Source organism: Amphibacillus cookii, assembly GCF_016908375.1.
Classification (GTDB): domain Bacteria; phylum Bacillota; class Bacilli; order Bacillales; family Amphibacillaceae; genus Amphibacillus_C; species Amphibacillus_C cookii.
The window spans coordinates 143507-167191 of record NZ_JAFBDS010000005.1 but is presented as its reverse complement, the minus strand read 5'-3'; the positions used below and the strand labels follow the sequence as shown (position 1 = coordinate 167191).

The window sequence follows — 23685 nt, the reverse complement described above, 5'->3', positions numbered from 1 at the left end:
TTTAACTAAAAACCTCGTCTTTTGTGGCGAGGTTTTTAGCTTTTTATCACAGATAACCATTCGTAAACTCCACTCAAATTAGAGAGTAGAGCAAATTAATTTAGGTCAGTGATAACGGACGCTAATGTTCGTTTTATACTGATCATTAACGAATTTATCGTTAAAGCTATCCACTTGATTATCTTTATAGCTTGATTCTTGTTTTTGACAATCGCAAGTGTTATGATAAAAATTAGACAAATGGGCTTTTTTAAAGAGCTATCTTTATGAAATAGAGGAGCGTAGAGCATGCGTGGATTATTAAAAAAAGTGTTTGACGGTAATCAACGTCAATTGAATCAGATTCAGACGACAGTTGATCAAATTGAAGCATTAGAGTCTGAATATGAGCAATTATCTGATTCAGAATTAAGAGCAAAAACGGAAGCATTTAAACAACGTTATCAAGATGGAGAATCGCTTGATGATTTGCTAGTAGAAGCATATGCTGTTGTTCGCGAAGGTTCGAAACGTGTTTTGAAGATGCGACCATTTCCTGTCCAATTAATAGGTGCAACTGTTTTACACGAAGGTAATATTGCCGAAATGAAAACAGGTGAAGGAAAGACATTAGCATCGACAATGCCGGCTTATTTAAATGCCCTTTCTGGTAAAGGCGTGCATATTATCACTGTCAATGAGTACTTAGCTGATCGTGATGCGCGTGAAATGGGACAACTGTTTGAATTTCTTGGTCTAACGGTCGGGTTAAATGTCAATAGTTTGTCTAAAGAAGAAAAACGTAAAGCATATGAAGCAGACATTACTTACGGAACGAATAATGAATTTGGTTTTGACTATTTAAGAGATAATATGGTGCTATATAAAGAGCAGATGGTTCAACGCCCATTGCACTTTGCAATTATTGATGAGGTCGACTCGATTCTAATCGATGAGGCAAGAACACCTTTAATTATTTCGGGTTCAGCTCGTAAATCGGCATCACTTTATCAACAGGCTAATTCGTTTGTTCGAACATTGAGAAAAGATGCAGATTATTCATATGATGAAAAAACAAAAGGGGTTCAGTTAACGGAAGAGGGAATCACCAAAGCCGAGTACTTCTTTAGTGTAGAGAATTTATTTGATTTAAATCACGTGACGTTAACGCATCATGTCAATCAAGCATTAAAAGCACATGCCTCGATGCATCGTGATACGGATTACGTTGTTGAAGAGGGCGAAGTCGTGATTGTGGATCAATTTACCGGTCGTCTGATGAAAGGTCGCCGTTATAGTGATGGTCTTCATCAAGCTATTGAAGCGAAAGAGGGCTTGCAAATTCAAAATGAAAGCATGACACTTGCTTCGATCACTTTTCAAAACTTCTTCCGCATGTATGAGAAGTTAGCAGGGATGACCGGGACGGCTAAAACAGAGGAAGAAGAATTCCGAAATATCTATAATATGGATGTTGTGGCGATTCCAACGAATAAACCGATCGTTCGTGATGACAAGCCGGATTTAATTTTTAAAACCATGGAAGGGAAATTTAAAGCGTTAGTAGCAGAAATTAAAGAACGTCATCAACAAGGGCAGCCTGTATTGGTAGGGACTGTGGCTGTTGAAACGTCTGAGTTGATTTCCCAACTCTTAAAAAAATCGGGTGTCAAACACAATGTTTTGAATGCGAAAAATCATTATCGAGAGGCAGAAATTATTGAAGATGCTGGGCAAAGCGGTGCGGTTACGATTGCAACCAATATGGCTGGACGTGGTACGGATATCAAGTTAGGCAATGGCGTCGTTGAATTAGGTGGTCTTGCTGTTATTGGTACGGAGCGTCACGAATCACGTCGGATTGATAACCAGTTAAGAGGTCGTTCAGGTCGTCAAGGTGATCCAGGTGTGACACAATTCTATCTTTCAATGGAAGATGACTTGATGCGTCGTTTTGGTTCAGACAATATGAAGGCGATGATGGATCGCTTTAAGATGGATGATTCCCAGCCGATTCAAAGTAAAATGGTATCAAAAGCTGTAGAATCAGCTCAAAAACGGGTAGAAGGTAATAATTTTGATGCACGTAAAAATATATTATCTTACGATGATGTGTTACGTGAGCAACGAGAAATTATTTATCAACAGCGTTATGATGTGATTACCTCTGAAAATTTACGTGATATTGTTGTTAAAATGATAGAAACGGTTGTAAGAGAAATGGTTGAAGCACATACCCAGGATGATGACGATACCCTTTGGGATTTACATGCGATCATTGATTATGCACATGCCAATTTAATAGAAGAAAATTATCTAGCAGAAGTGGATCTAAAAGGAAAAGATTCTGAACAAATGATTGAGCTGATTATGGCAAAAGTTCTTGAGAAATATGACGCTAAGGAAGCGGATATGGGTTCAGAACAAATGCGTGAATTTGAAAAAGTTATCCTTCTGCGTACAGTTGATACGAAGTGGATGGATCATATTGATCAAATGGATCAATTGAGACAAGGCATTCACTTAAGAGCCTACGGACAAAATGACCCATTACGCGAATACCAAATGGAAGGTTTTGCGATGTTTGAAGCGATGGTAGCATCGATTAATGAAGATGTTTCCCGCTATGTGATGAAAGCACAAGTCCGTGAAAATTTAAAGCGTCAAGAAGTCGCTAAAAACGCAACAGCTGTATCTGGTGATCAAAGTAAGAAGCAAAAGAAAAAGGCACCGATCGTTAAAACGGATCATGTTGGAAGAAATGATCCTTGTCCTTGTGGCAGCGGCAAAAAGTATAAGCAATGTCATGGCCGCTAATAATAACTTATTTTGAGGTTGGTACAAAACTAAACAGAAGTAATGAAAATCCGAACAATATGGACAAAGTGCAGGAAAAATACGAAGACTCCTCGAAAATAAAGAACGATTTTCTTCGTGCGATGTATGACCAATGAGGCTTTCCTTATCCTGTGGGAATAGCACAAGCTGAAGATCCACTGTGTGAAGCGTCCTTCTTCACACAGTGGAATATTAGACTAAACCCGTGACAACATCTAATTGACCTACATCCTAAGCGTGCCCGCGGAAAGCGAAGTATTTTGCCGAAGCGTCATATGTCCTCAGGTATGAATGTTCGGATTTTACTTTTCTAATGACGCTTTTGTCCCAGGCTCATTCTAACATTGTCAATATATTTATATGAGGTGAGCAAATGGAATTAGTTGAAATCAAGCAAGAGTTAGAGAAATTTAATAAACGAATCGCGGATTTTAGGGGGTCTCTTTGACTTAGAAGAGAAACGTACACGCATTGCTGAATTAGAAGCTGAAATGGCCGATCCGGATTTTTGGAATGATCAACAAGCCGCACAAAAAATAATTAGTGAAGCGAACGGCATTAAGGAATTGGTTCATACTTTTGACGAGCATGTTGAGGCGCTAGAAAACGCTGAAGTGAGTTATGAATTAGTAAAAGAAGAAGCTGATCCAGACCTAAAAGCTGAATTAGAAGCTGAATTAACAGATCTTTCTGCAAAACTAAATCAATTCGAGCTGTTTATTTTACTCAGTGAACCGTATGATAAGAGCAATGCCATTTTGGAACTGCATCCGGGTGCTGGTGGAACGGAATCGCAGGATTGGGCAAGTATGCTATTACGTATGTATACACGCTGGGCAGAAAAGAAAAACTTTAAAGTCGAGACACTCGATTACTTGCCTGGGGACGAGGCAGGAGTAAAGAGTGTGACTTTATTGATTAAAGGCCACAATGCGTATGGTTATTTGAAAGCTGAGAAAGGTGTCCATCGCTTAGTGCGGATTTCACCTTTTGATTCTTCAGGTCGACGCCATACATCATTTGTTTCATGTGATGTGATGCCGGAGATGGATGATGATATTGATACTGAGGTGAATCAAGAAGATCTAAAAATAGACACTTACCGTGCCAGTGGAGCAGGCGGACAACACGTAAATACCACTGATTCAGCTGTACGTATTACACATATCCCAACAAACACTGTTGTTACTTGTCAATCCGAACGATCGCAAATAAAAAATCGTGATCAAGCGATGAAGATGTTAAGGGCTAAACTTTATCAATTAGAAATAGATAAGCAACAAGCAGAAATAAATGCATTACGTGGTGAACAAAAAGAAATTGGTTGGGGCAGTCAAATTCGCTCTTACGTGTTTCATCCCTATTCAATGATTAAGGATCATCGTACCAATCTTGAAGTGGGTAATACACAAGGCGTTATAGATGGCGATCTCGATCCATTTATTGACGCTTACCTGCGCCAACAAATGAATAACTAATGGGGCATAAAAAGAAATCGAAGGGTCATTGACCGTTCGATTTCTTTAGTGCTATAGATACTTACAAATAGAAACTTTTCACTCCCGAGTAAAATCGACTTACTCACGAACAACTCGTCCTATTGTTATAGAACAACACCAACTCAACGACAAAATCCCACTGATTGAAGGTTCGTTTTAATGTGCTAAAGGGTTAAAGACAGTTGTCGTCTGATCACGATCATGGTATACTCCATAAGGCTAAACAAAAGAGAATAGAGGTGGATCGGATGATAGCTAGATATCGACGAAAACCGTTGCCGACTAAGTTAGTCCTCGTGCTCGAATATGGACTTGTTTTGTTAGGTGCTTTTTTTATTGCGAGCGGATTTAATTTGTTTTTGCTACCAAATGATATTGCATCTGGTGGTGTAGCAGGTATTAGTACGATTTTAAGGGCATTATTTAATTGGCAACCTTCCATTGTTCAATGGTCAATAAACATACCATTGTTTATAATAGGTACGATTATATTAGGAAAGAAGTTTGGACTGAAAACATTTGTTGGTACGATTATGATGCCGTTCTTCGTTTCGCTAACGAGTCAATGGCAGCCAGCAACCCCTGACCCGTTGTTAGGAGCCATCTTCGGCGGTATGGCTTGCGGACTAGGAATTGGTATTGTTTTTAGAGGTAAGGGTTCAACAGGTGGCATCGACTTAGCTGCACAAATTTTACACAAGTTTGTTCCGTTACCTTTTGGAATATGTATCGCTCTTTTTGATGGAATTATCGTTTTGGCAGCTACTTTTGTTTTTTCAGTTGAACAAGGTTTATATGCATTAGTCGGCTTGTTTGTGACGAGTCGAACGATTGATTTGGTCCAAGTCGGCCTAAATACATCGAAGAGCATTATGGTTATCACAGATTTTGTTGAAGAAGTTAGAGGAGTGTTATTAAACGAAGTTGATCGTGGGTTAACGGTTTGGCAGGCTGAAGGTGGTTATACAAAAGAAAAAAGGAAAATGGTCATGTGTGTCGTTAATCAAAGTGAATTTAGTAAAACGACGCAACTGATCAAAAGAATCGATCCTAACGCGTTTATCGTTGTTATGAATGCAAGTGAAGTGATTGGTGAAGGGTTTAGCAGAAGCTGAGCCCTTCTTTTTTTAGGTAAAAAGAAATGGTATAAAATGGGCCTATATACTTACTTCTACTGATAGATAAGCAAATTATAGCACGTTTTGAAATAAAAATGTAATAAAAAAAACAGTAAAAAAAGTCGATATAGATGTTATAATGTAATAGATTCACTGATTCGACATTTGGTGATTGAATCCATGTAGAACATGTAGAATCTAATAATAATTTAAAGGTGATTAAACTTATGATAGAGATGCAACAAGTCAAAAAGACTTACCCCAATGGTGTAACTGCCTTAAATGGTATCGATATAAATATTGACCCAGGAGAATTTGTCTATTTAGTTGGACAAAGCGGTGCAGGTAAATCAACTTTCATCAAGCTGATTTTTCGTGAAGAAATGGCTTCAAGTGGTCAAATTCGCGTCAATAATAAAGATTTGCTAGAAATGAAATGGCGTGATGTGCCCTTATTACGTCGTGAGATTGGTGTGGTTTATCAAGATTTTAAATTACTACCAAAAATGACGGTCTATGAGAATGTTGCTTTTGCCCTAGAGGTGGTTGAAGAGTCACCACGTCAAATTCGAAAACGTGTCATGGAGGTACTTGATCAAGTCGGCCTAAAGAATAAGGCCCGTTTTATTCCTGATGAATTATCAGGGGGAGAGCAACAGCGTGTGGCAATTGCTCGAGCGATGGCTAACTATCCAAAACTATTAATTGCAGATGAACCGACCGGAAATCTAGATCCAGATACGTCTTGGGAAATTATGAAAATATTAGAAGAAATTAATGGAACAGGTACGACCATAATCATGGCTACCCACAGTAAAGAAATTGTCAACACGATTAAACGTCGCGTTATTGCCATTGAAGGTGGCTTAATTGTTCGTGACCAGCACAGAGGTGAGTATGGCTATGAAGTTTAGAACATTAAAAAGGCATTTTAAAGAAGGTTTAAAAAACAGTTGGCGAAACAGTTGGATGACCTTAGCGTCAGTTGCAGCGGTTACTACAACCTTGATTCTTGTGGCTGTATTTTTAGCATTAGTGCTTAACTTAAATTATATTGCATCTGGTCTTGAAGAAGATGTACAAATTAAAGTACTTGTGGATCAAACAGCTAATGAGGAAGAAATAGAAGAACTTGGTGAAGCATTGGATGGTTTGGATAATGTCGAATCTGTTGTCTTCTCTTCTCGAGATGAAGAGTTACAAGATTTAATGACGAGTATGGGCGAACAAGGTGAAGCATGGGGGTTGTTTGAACAAGATAATCCATTAAATGATGCGTTTGTTGTCACTGCTGAGGAACCACAAGATACGGTGGCAATTGCTGATGTGATCATCGAAGATTTTGATTATGTAGATCGTGTTAACTATGGACAAGATGTTGTGCAAAATTTGTTTACCTTTAACAATTATGCACGAATTGTAGGTGCGGTGCTTATTGTTGCCCTTGTCTTTACCGCCATTTTCTTAATTTCGAATACGATTAAAATTACGATTATTGCCCGCCGTAAAGAAATCGAAATTATGAAACTCGTGGGTGCAACGAACTGGTTTATTAGATGGCCGTTCTTTGTTGAGGGGCTGTTATTAGGTATTCTCGGAAGTATTCTTCCGATTGCAGTGTTGTTTACAGGCTACTATTATATTGATCAAAACATGGGTGCTGTTAATCAATTTGACTTTATTCAATTGTTACCTTTCACGCCATTTGTATGGCAACTAGCTGGTTTAATTTTACTAATAGGTGCTGTTATTGGTGTTTGGGGTAGTGTAATGAGTGTCCGTAAATTTCTTAAGGTGTAAGTCTCTTAAATTAAGAGACTTCACTTTTTAAATAGAATATAAAACTTAAAGGTAAATAGCATGAAGGATAGCTCGATAGCTGTCTTTCTTACATAAATCAATGCATTATTTTTAAGCTGAAGTGGAGGGTTTTACCATGAAAAGGTTAATGGTCTATATAATTGCTTTTCTGTTATCTATTGGATTATTTTTGTCGCTGTCTGAATCTATTTCAGCACAAAGCATTTCTGAATTAGAAGCTGAACTTGAAGAACTTGAGCAAGAAAGACAAAGTATTGATGAGAATGCTAGCGATGCCGAAGAAAAAATTGCAGAAAATGAACGTCGTCAAGGTGAAGTATCAGATAGGATAGCTGAGATTGATGAGGATTTAGAGGTTACAGAAGACAGCCTAGTAGATAAACAGAATGAAATTAGTTTGACAAATGAAGAGATTAATAGAATTGAAACATCTATTACTGAAACAGAGGGAAATATTGAAGAAACAGAAGATGAAATCGATGTATTAGGTGAAGAGATTGAGGATTTGTTAGATCGAATTGCCAATCGAGATGAGCTGATTAAGGAGCGTTTACGTTCGATTCAACATAATGGTGGTAATATTAACTACTTACAAGTGCTATTTGGCGCACAAAACTTTGGTGATTTTATTAACCGCGCGACTGCAGTAAATAAAATTATGGACTCTGATCGTCATATTATGGAAGCACAACAAGCGGATAAAGAAGATCTTGAAGCAAAACGTACGACAGTTGAGGAGAAGCAAGAACAGCTTGTTGCTGATAAAGAAAAGTTAGACAGCGAAAGAGCTGAATTGGAGGGACAACGTTCTATTCTTGTTAGCCAAGAAGAAGAATTGTCAACATTACAAGCACAATTAAATCAACAGCGGAACGAGCAAATGGAAGTTGCTTCAGAGTTAGAAGATGAACATAACCATTTAGAAGAACTTACTATGTCTATAGAGGAAGAGCGTCAAGCTTTAGCTGATCAAGAAGCAGTGATAAGCCAATTAATGGAAGAACGTGAAAAAGAGGAACGTCAAGCTGAACAATTAGCTGATGAAGATAATTCTTCAAATAATTCACCTCAAACCGGTGGTGGTGGAGGAAGTGCTCCGTTTATTTGGCCAGCTCAGGGTAGATTAAGTTCCGGTCATGGTTGGAGAGATTTTAATGGGGGAGGCTTTCATAACGGGATTGATATTGCCAATGAAGAAGGCACGCCAATTTATGCTGCTGCTTCTGGTCGAGTGACACGGTCGGCATATTCGCAGTCTTATGGAAATGTTATTTACATTTATCACCCTGATATTAATATGTCAACGGTTTATGCTCATCTTCATACATTAGGAGTTAGTTTAGGTCAAACCGTTAGTCAAGGTCAACAAATTGGAACAATGGGTAATACGGGCAGATCATTTGGTGATCATCTACATTTTGAAGTTCATAATGGTCAGTGGAGTCAAGGTAATGGTATTGACCCAATTCCGTATTTACCGTAATATCGATCTGAAAATTTCATATTATATTATCAAAGGCATCGCACGTTACGTTGTGGTGCCTTTTCTACACACTTTTACCACAGATAACCGTCCGTAAACAGCCCAAGATGGCAGAGACCAATTGATTGAGGTGGGCGTTAACGGAAGATAATGCCCACTAATTCACTCAATGCCCACTGATTGGTCATTTTATGGTACACTGTATAAACAAGATTATTTATTGAGGTGAAGCATGTGCATGTAAACAAAAGTATGCTAGCGTTGCTGCTTACATTAGCTATTGCTATTGGCGGTTTTGGAACCTATTTTGTTATTGATTTAACCGCCAGTGATCAAGCTAATCCATTAACTGAGCAGTCAGCACAGTCTATGACAGAAGAAGAATATAAAGAAATGCTTGAAGATTTATCTGATTCGATTCCTTTGCCAAAAGTGACGCAAGCGTTTAGTGCGATTCAGGAAAATTACTTAAATGAAGTATCTGATCAGCAACTCATTGAAGGTGCGGTTCGCGGTATGTTGGCCACACTCGATGACCCATACAGTGAATATATGGATCAGGAAACAATGGAACAATTTAATGAACAGATTGAATCATCTTTTGAGGGAATTGGTGCAGAAGTTAGTATGGTTGATGGTAAAGTGACGATTATTGCACCGATTAAAGATTCCCCAGCAGAGAAAGCGGGTTTAAGGCCAAATGATCAAGTGGTATCAGTCGATGATGAGAGTTTAGATGGTTTAGATTTATTTGAAGCTGTTTCCAAAATTAGAGGTGAAAAAGGTTCAGAAGTTTCATTAGAGATTGAAAGACCGGGCGTATCTGATCCGATTACTTATACGTTAGTTCGTGACACCATTCCATTAGAAACCGTTTATTCAGAAATGGTGGAGCTTACTGATCAGCAAGCAGGGGTGATTCAATTAACTTCTTTCTCTGAACATACGGCTGAGGATTTTCAAGAACAATTAGCTGATTTAGAAGCGCAGGGGATAGACGGCTTAGTGATTGATGTTCGTGGGAATCCAGGTGGTTTGCTGCCAGTAATTGAAGATATACTAAAATTGTTCGTCTCAAGTGACCAACCTTATATGCAAATTGCTGACGGTAAAGATAATGTCGAACGCTTTTTCTCCAATTTAGACGAGCCAAAAGATTATCCGATCAGTGTGTTGATTGATGAAGGGAGTGCATCTGCTTCAGAAATATTGGCCATCTCATTAAAAGAAACGATTGATGCTGAAATTATTGGGATGAACAGTTTTGGAAAGGGAACGGTTCAAAGTACGATTCCAATGGGAGATGGAAGTTCGCTTAAGTTAACGATTTTGAAGTGGTTATCTCCAGAAGGCAATTCTGTTGATGAGGTTGGTGTAGCACCAACAAGAGAAGTGGCTCAACCAGATTATTATTATACCGCTCCGATTCAGCTTGATCAGACTTTATCTTATGATGACAGTGATGATAATATCAAGTTTGCTCAGATTATGTTGGACGGATTAGGCTATGATGTTGATCGAGAGGACGGTTACTTTAGTGAAGCAACAGAAGATGCTATTTCGCAATATCAAACTGATCGCGATTTATCAGTAACAGGAGAGCTTAATGAAGAAACCGCCGAATTATTAGCTTATGATATTATTGAGCGGATTCGCAACAATGAAGATGATTTACAAATGGAAGCAGCTTTAGAAGCACTATTTGAATAAAAAACCGCCAAACGGCGGTTTTTTTATTCATTACATTTTTTTCGATCTTAAAAACTTCTATTCGCTAATCTATGCTATATTATATAGTAGAAGTTTATTTAATCACAGATAACCATCTGTAAAAAACTCGTCACAAAATAGCGAGTAGAGCTCATCTGTTTAGGCGGGAGATAACGGATGCTCATGTCCTGATTCACTCAACGACCAATCCGTGGGCGAAGAACGAAAAAGCCCACGGATTGAAGGTCCGTTTTATAAAAGACATCATCAGCAAAGAAGTGGGGGTAGAAGGATGGAATTATGGTTTATCGAGATCGCAAAGGCGCTAGGTCGCTTTTTATTAAATCCATTATTATATTGGTTTATTATTATAACAGCATTAGCTTCCCTGACACGAATTAAAGAGGAACGGCAGTCATTTGGAAGTAAAATTTATCCAATTTTCGATGAAATGTATGGTCAACGTTTGAAAGGTATTTTATTTGGTCTTATTATTTCCATTGCTATCATGTTGCTAGGGTTAAGTTTACCAAATCTCATGTTATTAGCTATTATCTTTTTCACCATGTTATTTTCAATAAATAAAAAATTTACTTGGTTATCAAGTGCTTATACATTTGGATTTACTGCCATTATACTTTTGTTTTCTCCCTATTATCATGATTTCTTACCTCATTTCCTTCAAGATGAGATAACGACTTTAGATTGGGTAACCTTTACGACCATCATGGGGCTGTTTATTGTTATTGAAGCCCTAATGATGCGTTCGATTGAACATGATCAAACCTTCCCTGAAATTTTCAGGGGTGCGCGTGGTAAAGTGATTGGACAGCATCGTTTAAAACGTATTGCCCTGATTCCTATTATCATGTTCTGGCCTGTCGGTACTTTAGAATTTGCTACTGATTGGTGGCCGGTGATTGAATTAAATGGGACAAGCTATGGTTTGATGATCTTTCCCTTTGTGATTGGTTTTGAACATGTTATTCGTGCGTCTTTACCAACGAAGGCGGCCAAGCGTTTTAGTCAATACTTATTTATTTTAGGTTTAGTTGTTATCGCGGCCGCATTATTAGGTTATTATATTGGCTTATTTTCACTTGTAAGTGTCATTATTGCATTAGTTGGTCGAGAATGGTTAGCGTATCGTTTTAAAATGAAAGATCAGCAACTCCCGGCTTTGTTTAATCCGACTAAAAAAGGGGTAAAGGTGTTGGCGATATTACCGGGTTCACCGGCAGTTGATTTAGGTTTAGTTGTTGGAGATACTGTTGTTAAAGTCAATGGTGTTCCGATAATAGATCCAAATGATTTTTATCAGGCGTTGCAAAGTAATCGAGCGTTTTGTAAGTTGGATGTTATCGATGAAAGAGGCGAAATTCGCTTTGTTCAACGGGCACTTTATGAACATGAACATTACCAACTAGGACTTGTTTTTACGATCGATCATCAAGACTGGTTAGCAAATTGAGTGAACCATTAAAAAGAGTCTTCTAATCTTAATTAAGCTTCATTTTTCAAATCAAACAACACGTCTATTTCCCAGGAAATAGACGTGTTGTTTTTAGCGGTCAAAGCTTAATAAAGCTTTGACTTCTTCTTTATCTAGTGAGGATAGCAACGTTTCACCAGGTTGGATGATTTCGTCAACCAGTTCACGTTTCTTTTCTTGTAGTTGAAATATTTTCTCTTCGATTGTTCCTTTCGTAATTAAACGAATGACTTCAACATTGTTTTTTTGTCCAATCCGGTGGGCTCGCCCCGCGGCCTGTGCTTCAACAGCTGGGTTCCACCAAAGATCATATAAGATAACGGTGTCTGCGCCTGTTAGGTTTAAGCCAGTTCCGCCAGCTTTTAGTGAAATCAGAAACAGCTCCCTCTCACCATTGTTGAATTGGTCTGCCATTGTTACCCGATCTTTAACGGGTGTTTGACCATCTAAGTAAAAAGCTTGATAGTCATGCTTATTGACCTGCTGGGCAATCATTTTAAGCATACTGGAAAATTGAGAGAAGATCAGGATTCGTCTGTCTTGTTCGCGTAATTGTTCGATAATCGTCAGCAATAAATCAAGCTTACCAGATTGGCCATGATAGTTGTCTAAGAACAAGCCTGGATGACAACAAATTTGTCGTAAACGGGTTAAACCAGCCAAGATTTCTAATTTGCCTTGCTCAAATTGATTATTTTCGATGGCGGTGTCGACGTGTTGTTGAATCCGTTGGAGATAGGCAAGGTAGACTTGCTTTTGTTCTTTAGTAAGCTCAGTATACTGTTCTATTTCAATTTTTTCAGGCAACTCTGGTAAAACATCTCTTTTAAGTCTGCGCAGGATAAACGGACGTGTTATTTGTTGAATATAATCTTTATCATGTTGTAGAAATTGCCTTTTCGGTCCGAGAAATCCAGGAGAGATGGTTTGGAAAATCGACCATAATTCGTCTAACCGATTTTCAATCGGTGTGCCGCTTAATGCAAAACGTTGCTTAGCTTGGATCGCTTTGGTTGCTTTAGCTGTTTGTGTTAAATGATTCTTAATTGCTTGTGCTTCATCTAGAATCATGATATCAAAGTTAAGTGCTTGATAGTTTTTTATGTCTTTCCTAATTAAAGGGTATGATGTAATTAAAACATCTGGTGTATTTTCTGATTGGAATAAGCTTTGACGCTCTTGCTTACTTCCTGCGACTACTTCGACTGCTAATGTTGGTGCGAATTTTTCAAATTCGTACTTCCAATTATAGATTAATGATGCTGGCGCGATCACGAGTGAAGGTTGTCTATTGTCCGTTTCTTTCTCGCTAACAATGAAGCTGATCGCTTGAACTGTTTTTCCTAATCCCATTTCGTCCGCTAAAATGCCACCAAGCTGATATTGGGCCAGTGCTTTAAACCATTGGTAACCGACTTTTTGATAATCTCGCAGTTCAGCTTGGAGTGCTGCCGGCAATCGATAGTTAATCGCTTGAGGTTGTTGAATCGCTTCAAGTAATTGATGAAAAGTGTCCGAATAGTTCGGTTGATAACCGGCTAATGCTTGATCAACTTGAATGCTTTGGGCGGTATTTAATTGCAGATGTGTATCGAGTAACTCTGACTGTTTTAACTGAAGTTGATCAGCAAATGTTTGAAAAGCTTGGAAGGCATCATCGCTAAGTTTGATTAACGGACCATTGTTAAGTCGATAATATTTCTTTCGTTCGACTAGTGCTTTTAATACATTTTTAATTTCATCATCTGAAATACCGTCGATATTAAAATGGACATCTAGCATCCCGGTAAAAGCATTATGATCAACAGTAGTAGCCAATGATGGCTGCTGTTCGGCTTTTAGCGTTTTGGCTTGTTCAGATAGATATACAGTTGCTTCATTTTGTAACAAAGGAAGCTGTTCATGGATAAATTGATAAATGCGTTCATAACTGAACAGTTGGAAGCGTTGATTTAAGTAATGAAAGCCTGATTTTTTCAATAGATCAATAATGTGCTGTTCTTTTTTAAAAGCTCGGATTAAGACGGTATCATTAGGGTTTTGCTTCTCGAATGGATTGATTTGTTTGTCGCCGTATTGAAAGATGACCGTAACACTTAAAGCTTGTTTAATTTCTTCGATATATAACTTCACTTCTAGTGGAAATTGTTTAATAGTTACTTGTGCTTCATTGCTGTACTTAATCGTCCCCAAACGCTTTATATGTGGTAAGACATGGCCAACAAAGTAAGTCATTTTATCTTTACTAATTTGGTAAACTTTTTTTTGTTGGTAGGGCAGAATGGCGTAAATTTGTGTTAGTGTATCTTTTTGCTCGTCCGTGAGTAAATAGAAGTGTTGATCGCGATATAAATAGTTATAGTAACGTGAAAATTGATAACCAAAAAGTTGGCTAAAATCGATGGTATATGTTTGTTCAGTTTTTAAATCAATAGCAAAGCTGATCTCAGGTAGCTGATCAATGATTGTAAGCGTATTTGTTGCTTCACCTGTTTCCTTCGTTAATTGAAATGAGCACAGAGTTAATCGTTTTATAAATGACTCAAATAGAAATGGTGGTAGAACAACCTCGCGTTTATCGATGTCTAAATAGTCGTGGGCATAAATATTTGCATGAGCAATCACCGTTTTAAGTAAATTTAACACGTGGATATCAGCTGAATTGATTTCATGGCGTTGTGGCTGATATGCGAAGTTGTTGGTAATCTTAATCGATTGCTTGTACTCAATGGCTTGAATAAAACCTTGCAGGTCTTTAACGATAAACAGTTGTTGTTCGCCTACTTTTAAACTTAGTTTAAAGAAAGGATCTTGACTGGCGCTATGTCGTGTTTCATTTAAAATAAAATCAATTTTTAAACGTTCTGTCTCAGTAACTGTTGGATCAACAGGCTCACTAAAGGCGTCAATCATCCTTAGGGGAAAGGGGTCTGTACCGTTGGCTGTCGCCTCGTCATTAATAATTTGAGCAGGTTGTTGCTTATTGGTGACGGCAAGTAACACAGCTGCGATATGTTTACATGTATAATGCGTTTCGTATGCTGGGCAATTACATGTTGCTTCTAAATCATCATTTTCAAAGAAAAAGATTCTCACATTATAGTGGTTTGCCCCCTTCACCACAGCACTCCATGAATGAATAGTTGGATTATAACTTAAGCTGTTGACACGTCCTTTATTAAAATAGTCTAGCCCTCGTTTATAAAATCTCTGCCCGGTAATATTTATAATATCTTTTGTTTCAAGAAATAAATGTGACATAATAAACTCCTCATTAACTACAATAAATGTGTATCTCTTTATTATAACAAATTTTGTTCTAAAATTAACCGTTTAAGGTGAACAATTAATAATTGACTTTATCAACAAAGGTGTGCTAACTTCTAAACGGATATCAAAAACTTAACGCATGTATTGGTTTAATGTTATTAAAATATATAATACAGATGGAAGGTAGTCAGATGACAATTGAAACAGAAGTAAAGAAGCGAAAAACATTTGCAATTATTTCACACCCGGATGCGGGGAAAACGACATTAACGGAGAAACTATTGCTGTTCGGTCAGTTGATTCGGTCAGCCGGGACGGTAAAAGGAAAGAAATCGGGAAAGTTCGCGACTTCTGATTGGATGGAAATTGAGAAACAACGTGGGATCTCGGTGACATCAAGTGTGATGAATTTTCCCTATAAAGATTACCATGTCAATATTCTTGATACACCGGGCCATGAGGACTTTAGTGAAGACACCTATAGGACCTTAACGGCAGTTGATAGTGTGGTAATGATTATTGATGCAACGAAAGGGATTGAGGCGCAAACGATTAAGTTATTTAAAGTTTGTAAAATGCGTGGTATTCCGATCTTTACCTTTATTAATAAAATGGATCGAGAGGGTCGTGATCCTTTAGCATTATTAGAACAAATTGAACAAGTACTTGAGATTGAAACGTATCCAATCAATTGGCCAGTTGGAATGGGCAAGCGTTTTTTAGGTATTTTTGATCGTTATCACCAACAATTCGTTCAGTTCAATGGGAATGAAGAAGAAAATCATATCCCTTATTCTGTACTTGAACAGGGAAGTCATCCGGAATTAACAGAAGACCCGACATACCAAGAAGCAGTAGATGAGCTTGCTTTACTCGATGAAGCTGGTGATGCTTTTTCTTTAGGGTCAGTTTTAAAAGGAGATCAAACGCCTGTCTTCTTTGGGAGTGCACTCGCCCCTTTTGGTGTCCAAACCTTTTTTGATACGTTTATTGAGATGGCACCAAATCCAAAGCCACGAAAAACAACAGAGGGTCTAGTTCAGCCGGAAAATGAAGCATTCTCTGGATTTATTTTTAAAATTCAAGCGAATATGAATCCTGCTCATCGTGACCGCGTTGCTTTTTTAAGAGTATGCTCGGGTGAATTTGAGCGTGGAATGACAGTTAAATTACCACGACTGAATAAAACAATTAAATTGACGCAAACCCAACAATTTGTCGCGTCATCACGTGATACCGTTGACCGCGCTTTTCCGGGTGATATTATCGGCATTTATGATCCAGGTATATATCGGATTGGTGATACATTATTAGCAGGAAAAGATACCTTTCAATATGATGAATTACCACAGTTTCCACCAGAATTGTTTAAACGCGTAACGGCTAAAAATGTAATGAAAGCTAAACAATTCAAGAAAGGATTAGAACAGCTTGTGCAAGAGGGTGCGATTCAATTGTTTACGGGCTATCCATTTGAACAATATATTATTGGTGCTGTCGGTGAACTTCAGTATCAAGTATTTGAACATCGTATGAAACACGAGTATAATGTAGAAGTAAACTTAGAATCGATTGGTGAAAGAATTCCACGTTGGCTTGAGCAAGAACAAGTTGATACGAGCTTGTTTGATGAACGAAACTTATTAGTAAAAGATCGTGAAGGTGCTTTTTTAATCTTATTTAAAAATGATTTTGCACTACGTTGGTTCACGGATAAACATAAAGATATAAAGTTAATTGATCTATTTGAAGTTAATCAATACGATCAATCTTATTAAATCAAAACTTGAGGGAAGCATTTTTCCTCAAGTTTTTTGTCCTACGTTAGTTAGGTGTTAATATTTAAGCGTCAAAGCTAAAATGTTTTATGGAAAGCAAACAAATTCGCTACAGGAAGAAAGACTGTACACTAATGAATGACGGTTGTTCGTGGTTTAGTTGGATTGTACAGGGTTAAGAAACAATAAGTTACTTTTTTAAAAAAAGCGAATATTCGTTCGCATTTTTAAAGTAAATTGTGTATAATAGGTTTAGCTATAAATGGGTTGGGAAAAAAGGTAGATAGACAGATCGGAGGAATAAGCGATGGGACAAGCTTTTGAATTAGTATCGAAATATAAACCAGAGGGTGATCAACCTAAAGCGATCGCTGAACTCGTTGACGGTATAAATCGTAAAAAACATGCTCAAACATTGCTTGGTGCGACTGGAACAGGAAAGACATTTACGATTTCAAATGTCATTAAAGAAGTAAAGAAACCGACACTTGTTATGGCACATAATAAAACATTGGCTGGTCAACTTTATAGTGAGTTTAAGGAATTCTTTCCAAATAATGCGGTTGAATATTTTGTAAGTTATTATGACTATTATCAGCCTGAAGCCTATGTGCCTTCCACGGATACCTTTATTGAAAAAGATGCTAGTATTAATGATGAAATTGATAAGTTAAGACACTCAGCGACCTCGGCGTTGTTTGAACGGGAAGATGTCCTGATTGTTGCGAGTGTATCCTGTATTTACGGATTGGGTTCCCCGGAAGAATATCGTAAACAAGTGCTATCACTTCGGGTTGGTATGGAAAAAGATCGCGATCAATTGCTTAGAAATTTGGTAAATATACAATATGCCCGTAATGATATTGACTTTCAACGTGGGACATTTCGCGTTCGTGGCGATTCAGTAGAAATTATCCCTGCTTCACGTGAAGAGCACTGCGTTCGTGTTGAATTTTTCGGTGATGAAATTGATCGGATTCGTGAAGTTGACGCATTAACCGGAGAAATTATTGGCGATCGTGAACATATTGCGATCTTTCCGGCTTCTCACTTTGTTACCGGTGAAGATAAATTAAAGATTGCGATGAAAAATATCGAGGCTGAGTTAGAGCAACAGCTCAAGTATTTTCGCGAAAATAATAAATTATTAGAAGCGCAGCGTATTGAACAACGGACACGCTATGATCTAGAAATGATGGCTGAAATGGGTTTTTGTTCAGGGATTGAGAACTACTCTCGTCATCTAACACTTCGTGAAGCGGGTTCAACACCTTATACGTTAATCGATTACTTTCCTGATGATTTTATCATTGTTATTGATGAATCACATGTAACATTGCCCCAAGTGCGTGGTATGTTTAATGGTGATAAAGCACGTAAACAAGTGCTTGTAGATCATGGTTTTAGATTACCTTCTGCCCTAGATAACCGACCATTGACCTTTACTGAATTTGAAGAAAAAGCGAATCAGTTTATTTTTGTTTCAGCTACGCCTGGCCCTTATGAGCTAGAGCATACGCCAAAGATGACGGAACAGATCATTCGGCCAACCGGATTGCTTGATCCAGAAGTTGATGTTCGCCCGATTGATGGTCAAATCGATGATCTTATTGGTGAAATTAACAAAAGAATTAAAAAAGATCAACGGGTGCTTATCACAACATTAACGAAAAAAATGTCAGAAGACTTAACCGATTATTTGAAAGAAATCGGCATGAAAGTTGCTTATTTGCATTCTGAGATTAAAACGTTGGACCGAATTGAAATCATCCGCGATTTAAGGGTGGGCAAATATGATGTCCTTGTCGGGATTAACTTGTTACGAGAAGGCTTAGATATTCCTGAAGTCTCTCTTGTCGCTATTTTAGATGCCGATAAAGAAGGATTTTTACGTTCGGATCGGTCATTGATCCAGACGATGGGACGTGCCGCTCGAAACGAAGAAGGACAAGTCATTATGTACGCTGACCGGATCACGGATTCGATGAGACGAGCGATTGATGAGACGCAGAGGCGGCGTGAGAAGCAAGAAGCCTATAATAAAGCACATGGTATAACGCCTAAGACAATTAATAAAGAGGTCCGTGACGTGATCCGAGCAACGATAGCAGCTGAAGATCAAGCTGATTATCAAGCAGATCGTCCGAAATTATCAGAAATGACGCAAAAAGAACGGGCGAAACTAATTGAAGAAATGGAACAAGAGATGAAGCAGGCCGCGCGAGAATTGAATTTTGAAAAGGCAGCTGAACTGCGTGATCTCGTTCTTGAATTGAAAGCGGAAGGATGAGCATAGATGGTAAAAAAGAAAATCACAATTAAGGGTGCTCGAGCCCATAATTTAAAAAATGTTGACATTGATATCCCAAAAGATAAGCTCGTTGTCCTGACAGGGTTATCAGGTTCTGGAAAATCATCATTGGCATTCGACACTATTTATGCAGAGGGACAAAGACGTTATGTTGAATCATTATCAGCATATGCACGTCAATTTTTAGGACAGATGGATAAGCCTGATGTTGATACAATTGAGGGATTGTCACCTGCGATCTCGATTGATCAAAAAACGACAAGTAAAAATCCGAGATCAACTGTCGCAACGGTAACTGAGATTTATGATTATTTAAGGCTTTTATATGCACGGGTTGGCCATCCGACTTGTCCAACTCACGGTAATGAAATTACTTCCCAAACTGTCGAGCAAATGGTAGACCGTATTCTGGCTTATCCTGAACGAACAAAGCTACAAATTCTTGCACCTGTTGTATCAGGGCGAAAAGGCGAGCATGTTAAATTATTGGAAAAGCTTAAACAAGAAGGTTATATTCGATTACGTGTTGATGGTGAAATGATGGAAATAGGTGATCAGATAAAGCTTGAGAAAAATAATAAGCATAACATTGAAGTGGTTGTTGACCGAATTGTGGTTAAAGACGGTGTATCTGCTAGACTGAGTGATTCGCTGGAAACTGCACTTAAATTGAGTGAGGGACAGGTCATTGTAGATGTTATTGGAGAAGAAGAATTGCTATTTAGTGAACACCACGCTTGTCCGATTTGTGGATTCTCAATAGGAGAATTAGAACCGCGGTTATTTTCATTTAATGCACCACATGGTGCTTGTCAGCAGTGTGATGGTTTAGGAAGTAAATTAGAAGTCGACGTCGATCTCGTGATACCGAACAAGGCGCTTACTTTAAATGAAGGGGCTATTGTTGCTTGGCAACCAACGAGCTCACAATATTATCCACAATTACTAGCAAGTGTTTGCAAACACTATGGAATTGATATGGACACACCAGTTAGTCAATTACCTAAAAAGCAATTAGACAGAATTCTACAGGGCAGTGGCAAAGAAAAGATCCATTTTAGTTATGAAAATGATTACGGTATGAAGCGCGATACTGAGATTGAATTTGAAGGTGTCTTAAATAACATTGCGCGAAGATATCGAGAAACGAGTTCAGATTATATTCGAGAGCAGATGGAAAAATACATGGCGCAAAAAGATTGTCCAACCTGTCAGGGCTTCCGTTTAAACAAAGAAGCAATGTCTGTCTTGATCAATGGTCTTCATATTGGTCAAGTTACACAGTTGTCTGTTACTGAAGCTAATGAATTATTGAGTCATTTAGAGCTTTCTGCTAAAGAACAACAAATTGCTAAAATGATCTTAAAAGAATTAGAAAGCCGGCTAACATTTTTAACAAATGTCGGACTTGATTATTTAACATTATCGAGAAAAGCAGGGACGTTGTCTGGTGGTGAAGCCCAACGTATTCGTTTGGCGACTCAAATTGGTTCAGCACTCACCGGTGTTTTGTATGTACTTGATGAACCTTCTATTGGTTTACATCAACGTGATAATGACCGATTAATTCATACTCTTCAACAAATGCGAGATTTAGGTAATACTTTAATTGTAGTTGAGCATGATGAAGATACGATGCTAGCAGCAGACTGGTTGATTGATATTGGGCCTGGCGCGGGTGAACATGGTGGTGAAATTATTGCGAGTGGCACGCCGAAACAGGTGATGCGTCAGAAGAAATCACTAACAGGACAGTATTTACTTGGTAAGAAATTTATACCATTACCTGCTGAACGTCGCCAATCAGATGGTCGCTTTATCGAAGTGGAAGGCGCTAGTGAGAACAACTTGAAGAACGTTAATGTCAAAATACCGATCGGTTTAATGACGACTGTTACTGGGGTATCGGGATCAGGGAAAAGTACGCTCATCAATGAAATTGTTCATAAAAAGCTAGCGATGTTGCTCAATCGCGCCAAACAAAAACCGGGCAAGCATAAAGCAATCAAGGGCAGTGAACATTTAGACAAAATCATTGATATTGATCAATCACCGATCGGAAGGACGCCACGTTCGAATCCTGCTACTTATACAGGGGTATTTGATGATATTCGTGATGTATTCGCTCAAACCAATGAAGCGAAAATACGCGGCTATAAAAAAGGGCGATTTAGCTTTAATGTAAAAGGTGGGCGTTGTGAAGCGTGTCGTGGTGATGGTATTATAAAAATAGAGATGCACTTTTTACCTGATGTTTATGTCCCCTGTGAAGTTTGTCATGGCAAACGTTATAATAGAGAAACATTAGAAGTAAAATATAAAGGGAAGAATATAGCCGATATTTTAGATATGACCATTGAAGAAGCGTTAGTGTTTTTTAAAAATATCCCAAAGATTAATAGGAAATTGCAAACCGTCCTTGATGTTGGTTTGGGTTACATTCGCTTAGGTCAACCCGCAACAACGTTATCTGGAGGTGAAGCACAACGGGTTAAGCTAGCTAGTGAACTGCACCGTCGGTCAAATGGTAAGTCGCTTTATATCCTTGATGAACCAACAACTGGCCTGCATGTAGATGATATTGGACGTCTCTTGATCGTCCTGCAACGTTTGGTTGAAAATGGAGATACTGTTGTTATAATTGAACATAATTTAGATGTCATTAAAGCAGCTGACTATATTATTGATTTAGGACCTGAAGGTGGCGATCGTGGAGGTACAATTGTAGCTACCGGAACCCCTGAAGAAATTGCTTCTGTTTCCGGTTCTTATACGGGTCATTACCTTAAGCCCATTTTAGACCGTGATCATGCAAGAATGACGGAAGTTGTTAATAAAAGCTCAATAACTGAGGTAGAGGTGTAAAGATGGAGAAAATAAAAGCTCGTCTGATTCAAGATTATCTTAATCAATTTGTTGATCGACCTGTTTATATTCATTTAGAAACGACAAATGGTGCCTATGCAACGCATCATAATCGAGAAGCTTATAATGTAGGAGCGTTTATTCGTAATGCTCAAGTCACTTTTTCTCAGGCGAAAATAAGTGGAGATGAAAAGAGTTACCGTGTCGGCCTAAAGACCGGAAACGGTTGGGTTTATGCAGAAGGTTTAAGGGATTACCAGATCGATCAACATAAACGTTTACTCTTGGCAGGCCATGATGACCAAGGCAGGTTATTGGTTACGCTTGAATTAAGTTTACAACCATTTACGAATTAGATGCAAAGGGGGCAATTGTATGAAAAAGGATGAACATGTAGTGGTTATCTTTCCGCACCCAGATGATGAAGCATTTGGGGCTGCTGGCACGATAGCACGTTTTCGAAAGCAAGGCGTACCCGTCACCTATTTATGTGGTACTTTAGGTGAGATGGGAAGAAACATGGGTAACCCTACGTTTGCAACAAGAGAAACACTTCCCGAGATACGTCAACAAGAATTAATGAATGCTTGTCGATCTCTAGATATCAATCTCGAACAGTTAGGTTATCGCGATAAAACACTAGAATTTGAAGATCAAGATCGTCTAGCAACACATCTATTTCGTTATCTTGAAAAAATTAAACCAACATTGGTTATTACACACTATCCAGGCTATGCTGTCCATCCAGATCATGATGCATTTGGAGCAGCTGCAATCGAAGCTGTTAACCGCTTTGAGCCGAATCAAAGACCAGAGGTGTGGGCATTGGCGATTAAAAAGGATAAAGAAAAAGATTTGGGTGAAGCAGATCTCCAATTTGATATAACCGACACATTCGAGGATAAATTAGCGGCCATTGTCGCACATAAATCACAAGCTTCGGGTATTTTGGGTGGTTTAAACCAAGGACCGGCAAGCTTAGACCAAATTGTTAAAGATAAGTTATCACATGAAGCATTTTATCAATGGTCTTTTAATGAAGTGTGATGGATCAATCGTGATAATCTAAGTCGTTCTTTTACCCGAATTTTCAGCATGCACTTAGTAAATAGAATCATTAGTAAACATCAATAATTTAGCTTAAGTTTTATCACAGATAACCGCCCGCAACAAAATAGAGAGTGGAACTCAACTATTTAGGTGGGCGCTAACGGACGTTAATATTCTGATTCACTCAACGCTCACTGATTGAAGGTTTGTTTTATTTTTTAAAAAAGAGGAATAATTATAACTAAGAAAGCAATTCACAAGGAGGGTCATTAATGACAAAGAAATTAACCCGTTCAAATCAAGATGTAATGGTGTCCGGCGTTCTTGGGGGTCTGGGCGAACACTTGAATGTTGATCCAACATTATTGCGATTGGTATATGTCCTTTTAGCTATTTTCACGTCGGGTTTTCCTTTTATATTGTTTTATATTATAGCAGCCATTATTATCCCAAAAAGTGATGTGTACTAAC

Annotated in this window: 15 protein-coding genes; 14 read left to right on the top strand and 1 reads right to left on the bottom strand. The window is 38.2% G+C overall.

What is annotated here, in order from left to right:
- Positions 1-288 precede the first annotated feature (288 nt).
- From secA to JOE23_RS08795, 8 genes are all read left to right on the top strand, one after another.
- Positions 289-2796, top strand: a complete 2508-nt coding sequence (secA, locus tag JOE23_RS08830) for a preprotein translocase subunit SecA (protein WP_204437729.1) — start codon at positions 289-291, stop codon at positions 2794-2796.
- Between the two features lie 394 nt (positions 2797-3190).
- A protein-coding gene (gene prfB / locus JOE23_RS08825) for a peptide chain release factor 2 (RefSeq protein WP_204437723.1) occupies positions 3191-4295 on the top strand; the annotation gives its coding sequence in 2 pieces (ribosomal slippage) (positions 3191-3262 and positions 3264-4295; 1104 coding nt in all).
- Positions 4296-4564: 269 nt separating this feature from the next.
- Entirely contained in the window at positions 4565-5431 is an 867-nt protein-coding gene (locus JOE23_RS08820) for a YitT family protein (RefSeq protein WP_204437722.1), read from the top strand.
- Positions 5432-5661: 230 nt separating this feature from the next.
- Positions 5662-6348: a cell division ATP-binding protein FtsE gene (gene ftsE / locus JOE23_RS08815; RefSeq protein ID WP_204437721.1), complete on the top strand. Its 687-nt coding sequence runs from the start codon at positions 5662-5664 to the stop codon at positions 6346-6348.
- Positions 6338-7234, top strand: a complete 897-nt coding sequence (ftsX, locus tag JOE23_RS08810; protein WP_204437720.1) for a permease-like cell division protein FtsX — start codon at positions 6338-6340, stop codon at positions 7232-7234. The genes ftsE and ftsX overlap by 11 nt, the downstream gene beginning before the upstream one ends.
- A gap of 136 nt (positions 7235-7370) precedes the next feature.
- Positions 7371-8738 (top strand): murein hydrolase activator EnvC family protein, encoded by a 1368-nt coding sequence (locus JOE23_RS08805; RefSeq protein ID WP_204437719.1) that lies wholly within the window; start codon positions 7371-7373, stop codon positions 8736-8738.
- A 234-nt stretch (positions 8739-8972) separates the two neighbouring features.
- Positions 8973-10448 carry a S41 family peptidase gene (locus JOE23_RS08800; RefSeq protein ID WP_204437718.1) on the top strand — a complete coding sequence of 492 codons (1476 nt, stop codon included), beginning with the start codon at positions 8973-8975 and terminating at the stop codon, positions 10446-10448.
- Between the two features lie 292 nt (positions 10449-10740).
- Complete coding sequence (locus JOE23_RS08795) at positions 10741-11919, top strand: PDZ domain-containing protein (protein ID WP_204437710.1); 1179 nt, start codon at positions 10741-10743, stop codon at positions 11917-11919.
- A 93-nt stretch (positions 11920-12012) separates the two neighbouring features.
- On the opposite strand, the gene JOE23_RS08790 is transcribed toward JOE23_RS08795, so the two are convergent.
- Positions 12013-15201: a DEAD/DEAH box helicase gene (locus tag JOE23_RS08790; protein WP_204437708.1), complete on the bottom strand. Its 3189-nt coding sequence runs from the start codon at positions 15199-15201 to the stop codon at positions 12013-12015.
- Between the two features lie 200 nt (positions 15202-15401).
- Between JOE23_RS08790 and JOE23_RS08785 the strand changes: the two genes are divergently transcribed.
- The 6 genes from JOE23_RS08785 (at position 15402) to JOE23_RS08760 (ending at position 23684) form a co-directional block, all read left to right on the top strand.
- Positions 15402-16988, top strand: a complete 1587-nt coding sequence (locus tag JOE23_RS08785; protein WP_204437705.1) for a peptide chain release factor 3 — start codon at positions 15402-15404, stop codon at positions 16986-16988.
- A 307-nt stretch (positions 16989-17295) separates the two neighbouring features.
- The gene (gene uvrB, locus JOE23_RS08780; protein WP_204437703.1) at positions 17296-19278 is read left to right on the top strand and encodes an excinuclease ABC subunit UvrB; all 1983 of its coding nucleotides are present in this window, start codon (positions 17296-17298) and stop codon (positions 19276-19278) included.
- Between the two features lie 6 nt (positions 19279-19284).
- Positions 19285-22164 carry an excinuclease ABC subunit UvrA gene (gene uvrA, locus JOE23_RS08775; protein WP_204437701.1) on the top strand — a complete coding sequence of 960 codons (2880 nt, stop codon included), beginning with the start codon at positions 19285-19287 and terminating at the stop codon, positions 22162-22164.
- Positions 22165-22166: 2 nt separating this feature from the next.
- Entirely contained in the window at positions 22167-22520 is a 354-nt protein-coding gene (locus JOE23_RS08770; RefSeq protein ID WP_204437699.1) for a YojF family protein, read from the top strand.
- A gap of 19 nt (positions 22521-22539) precedes the next feature.
- Entirely contained in the window at positions 22540-23211 is a 672-nt protein-coding gene (gene bshB2 / locus JOE23_RS08765) for a bacillithiol biosynthesis deacetylase BshB2 (protein ID WP_204437696.1), read from the top strand.
- Between the two features lie 275 nt (positions 23212-23486).
- Positions 23487-23684 carry a PspC domain-containing protein gene (locus tag JOE23_RS08760; RefSeq protein WP_204437686.1) on the top strand — a complete coding sequence of 66 codons (198 nt, stop codon included), beginning with the start codon at positions 23487-23489 and terminating at the stop codon, positions 23682-23684.
- The last annotated feature ends 1 nt before the right edge of the window (position 23685 follow it).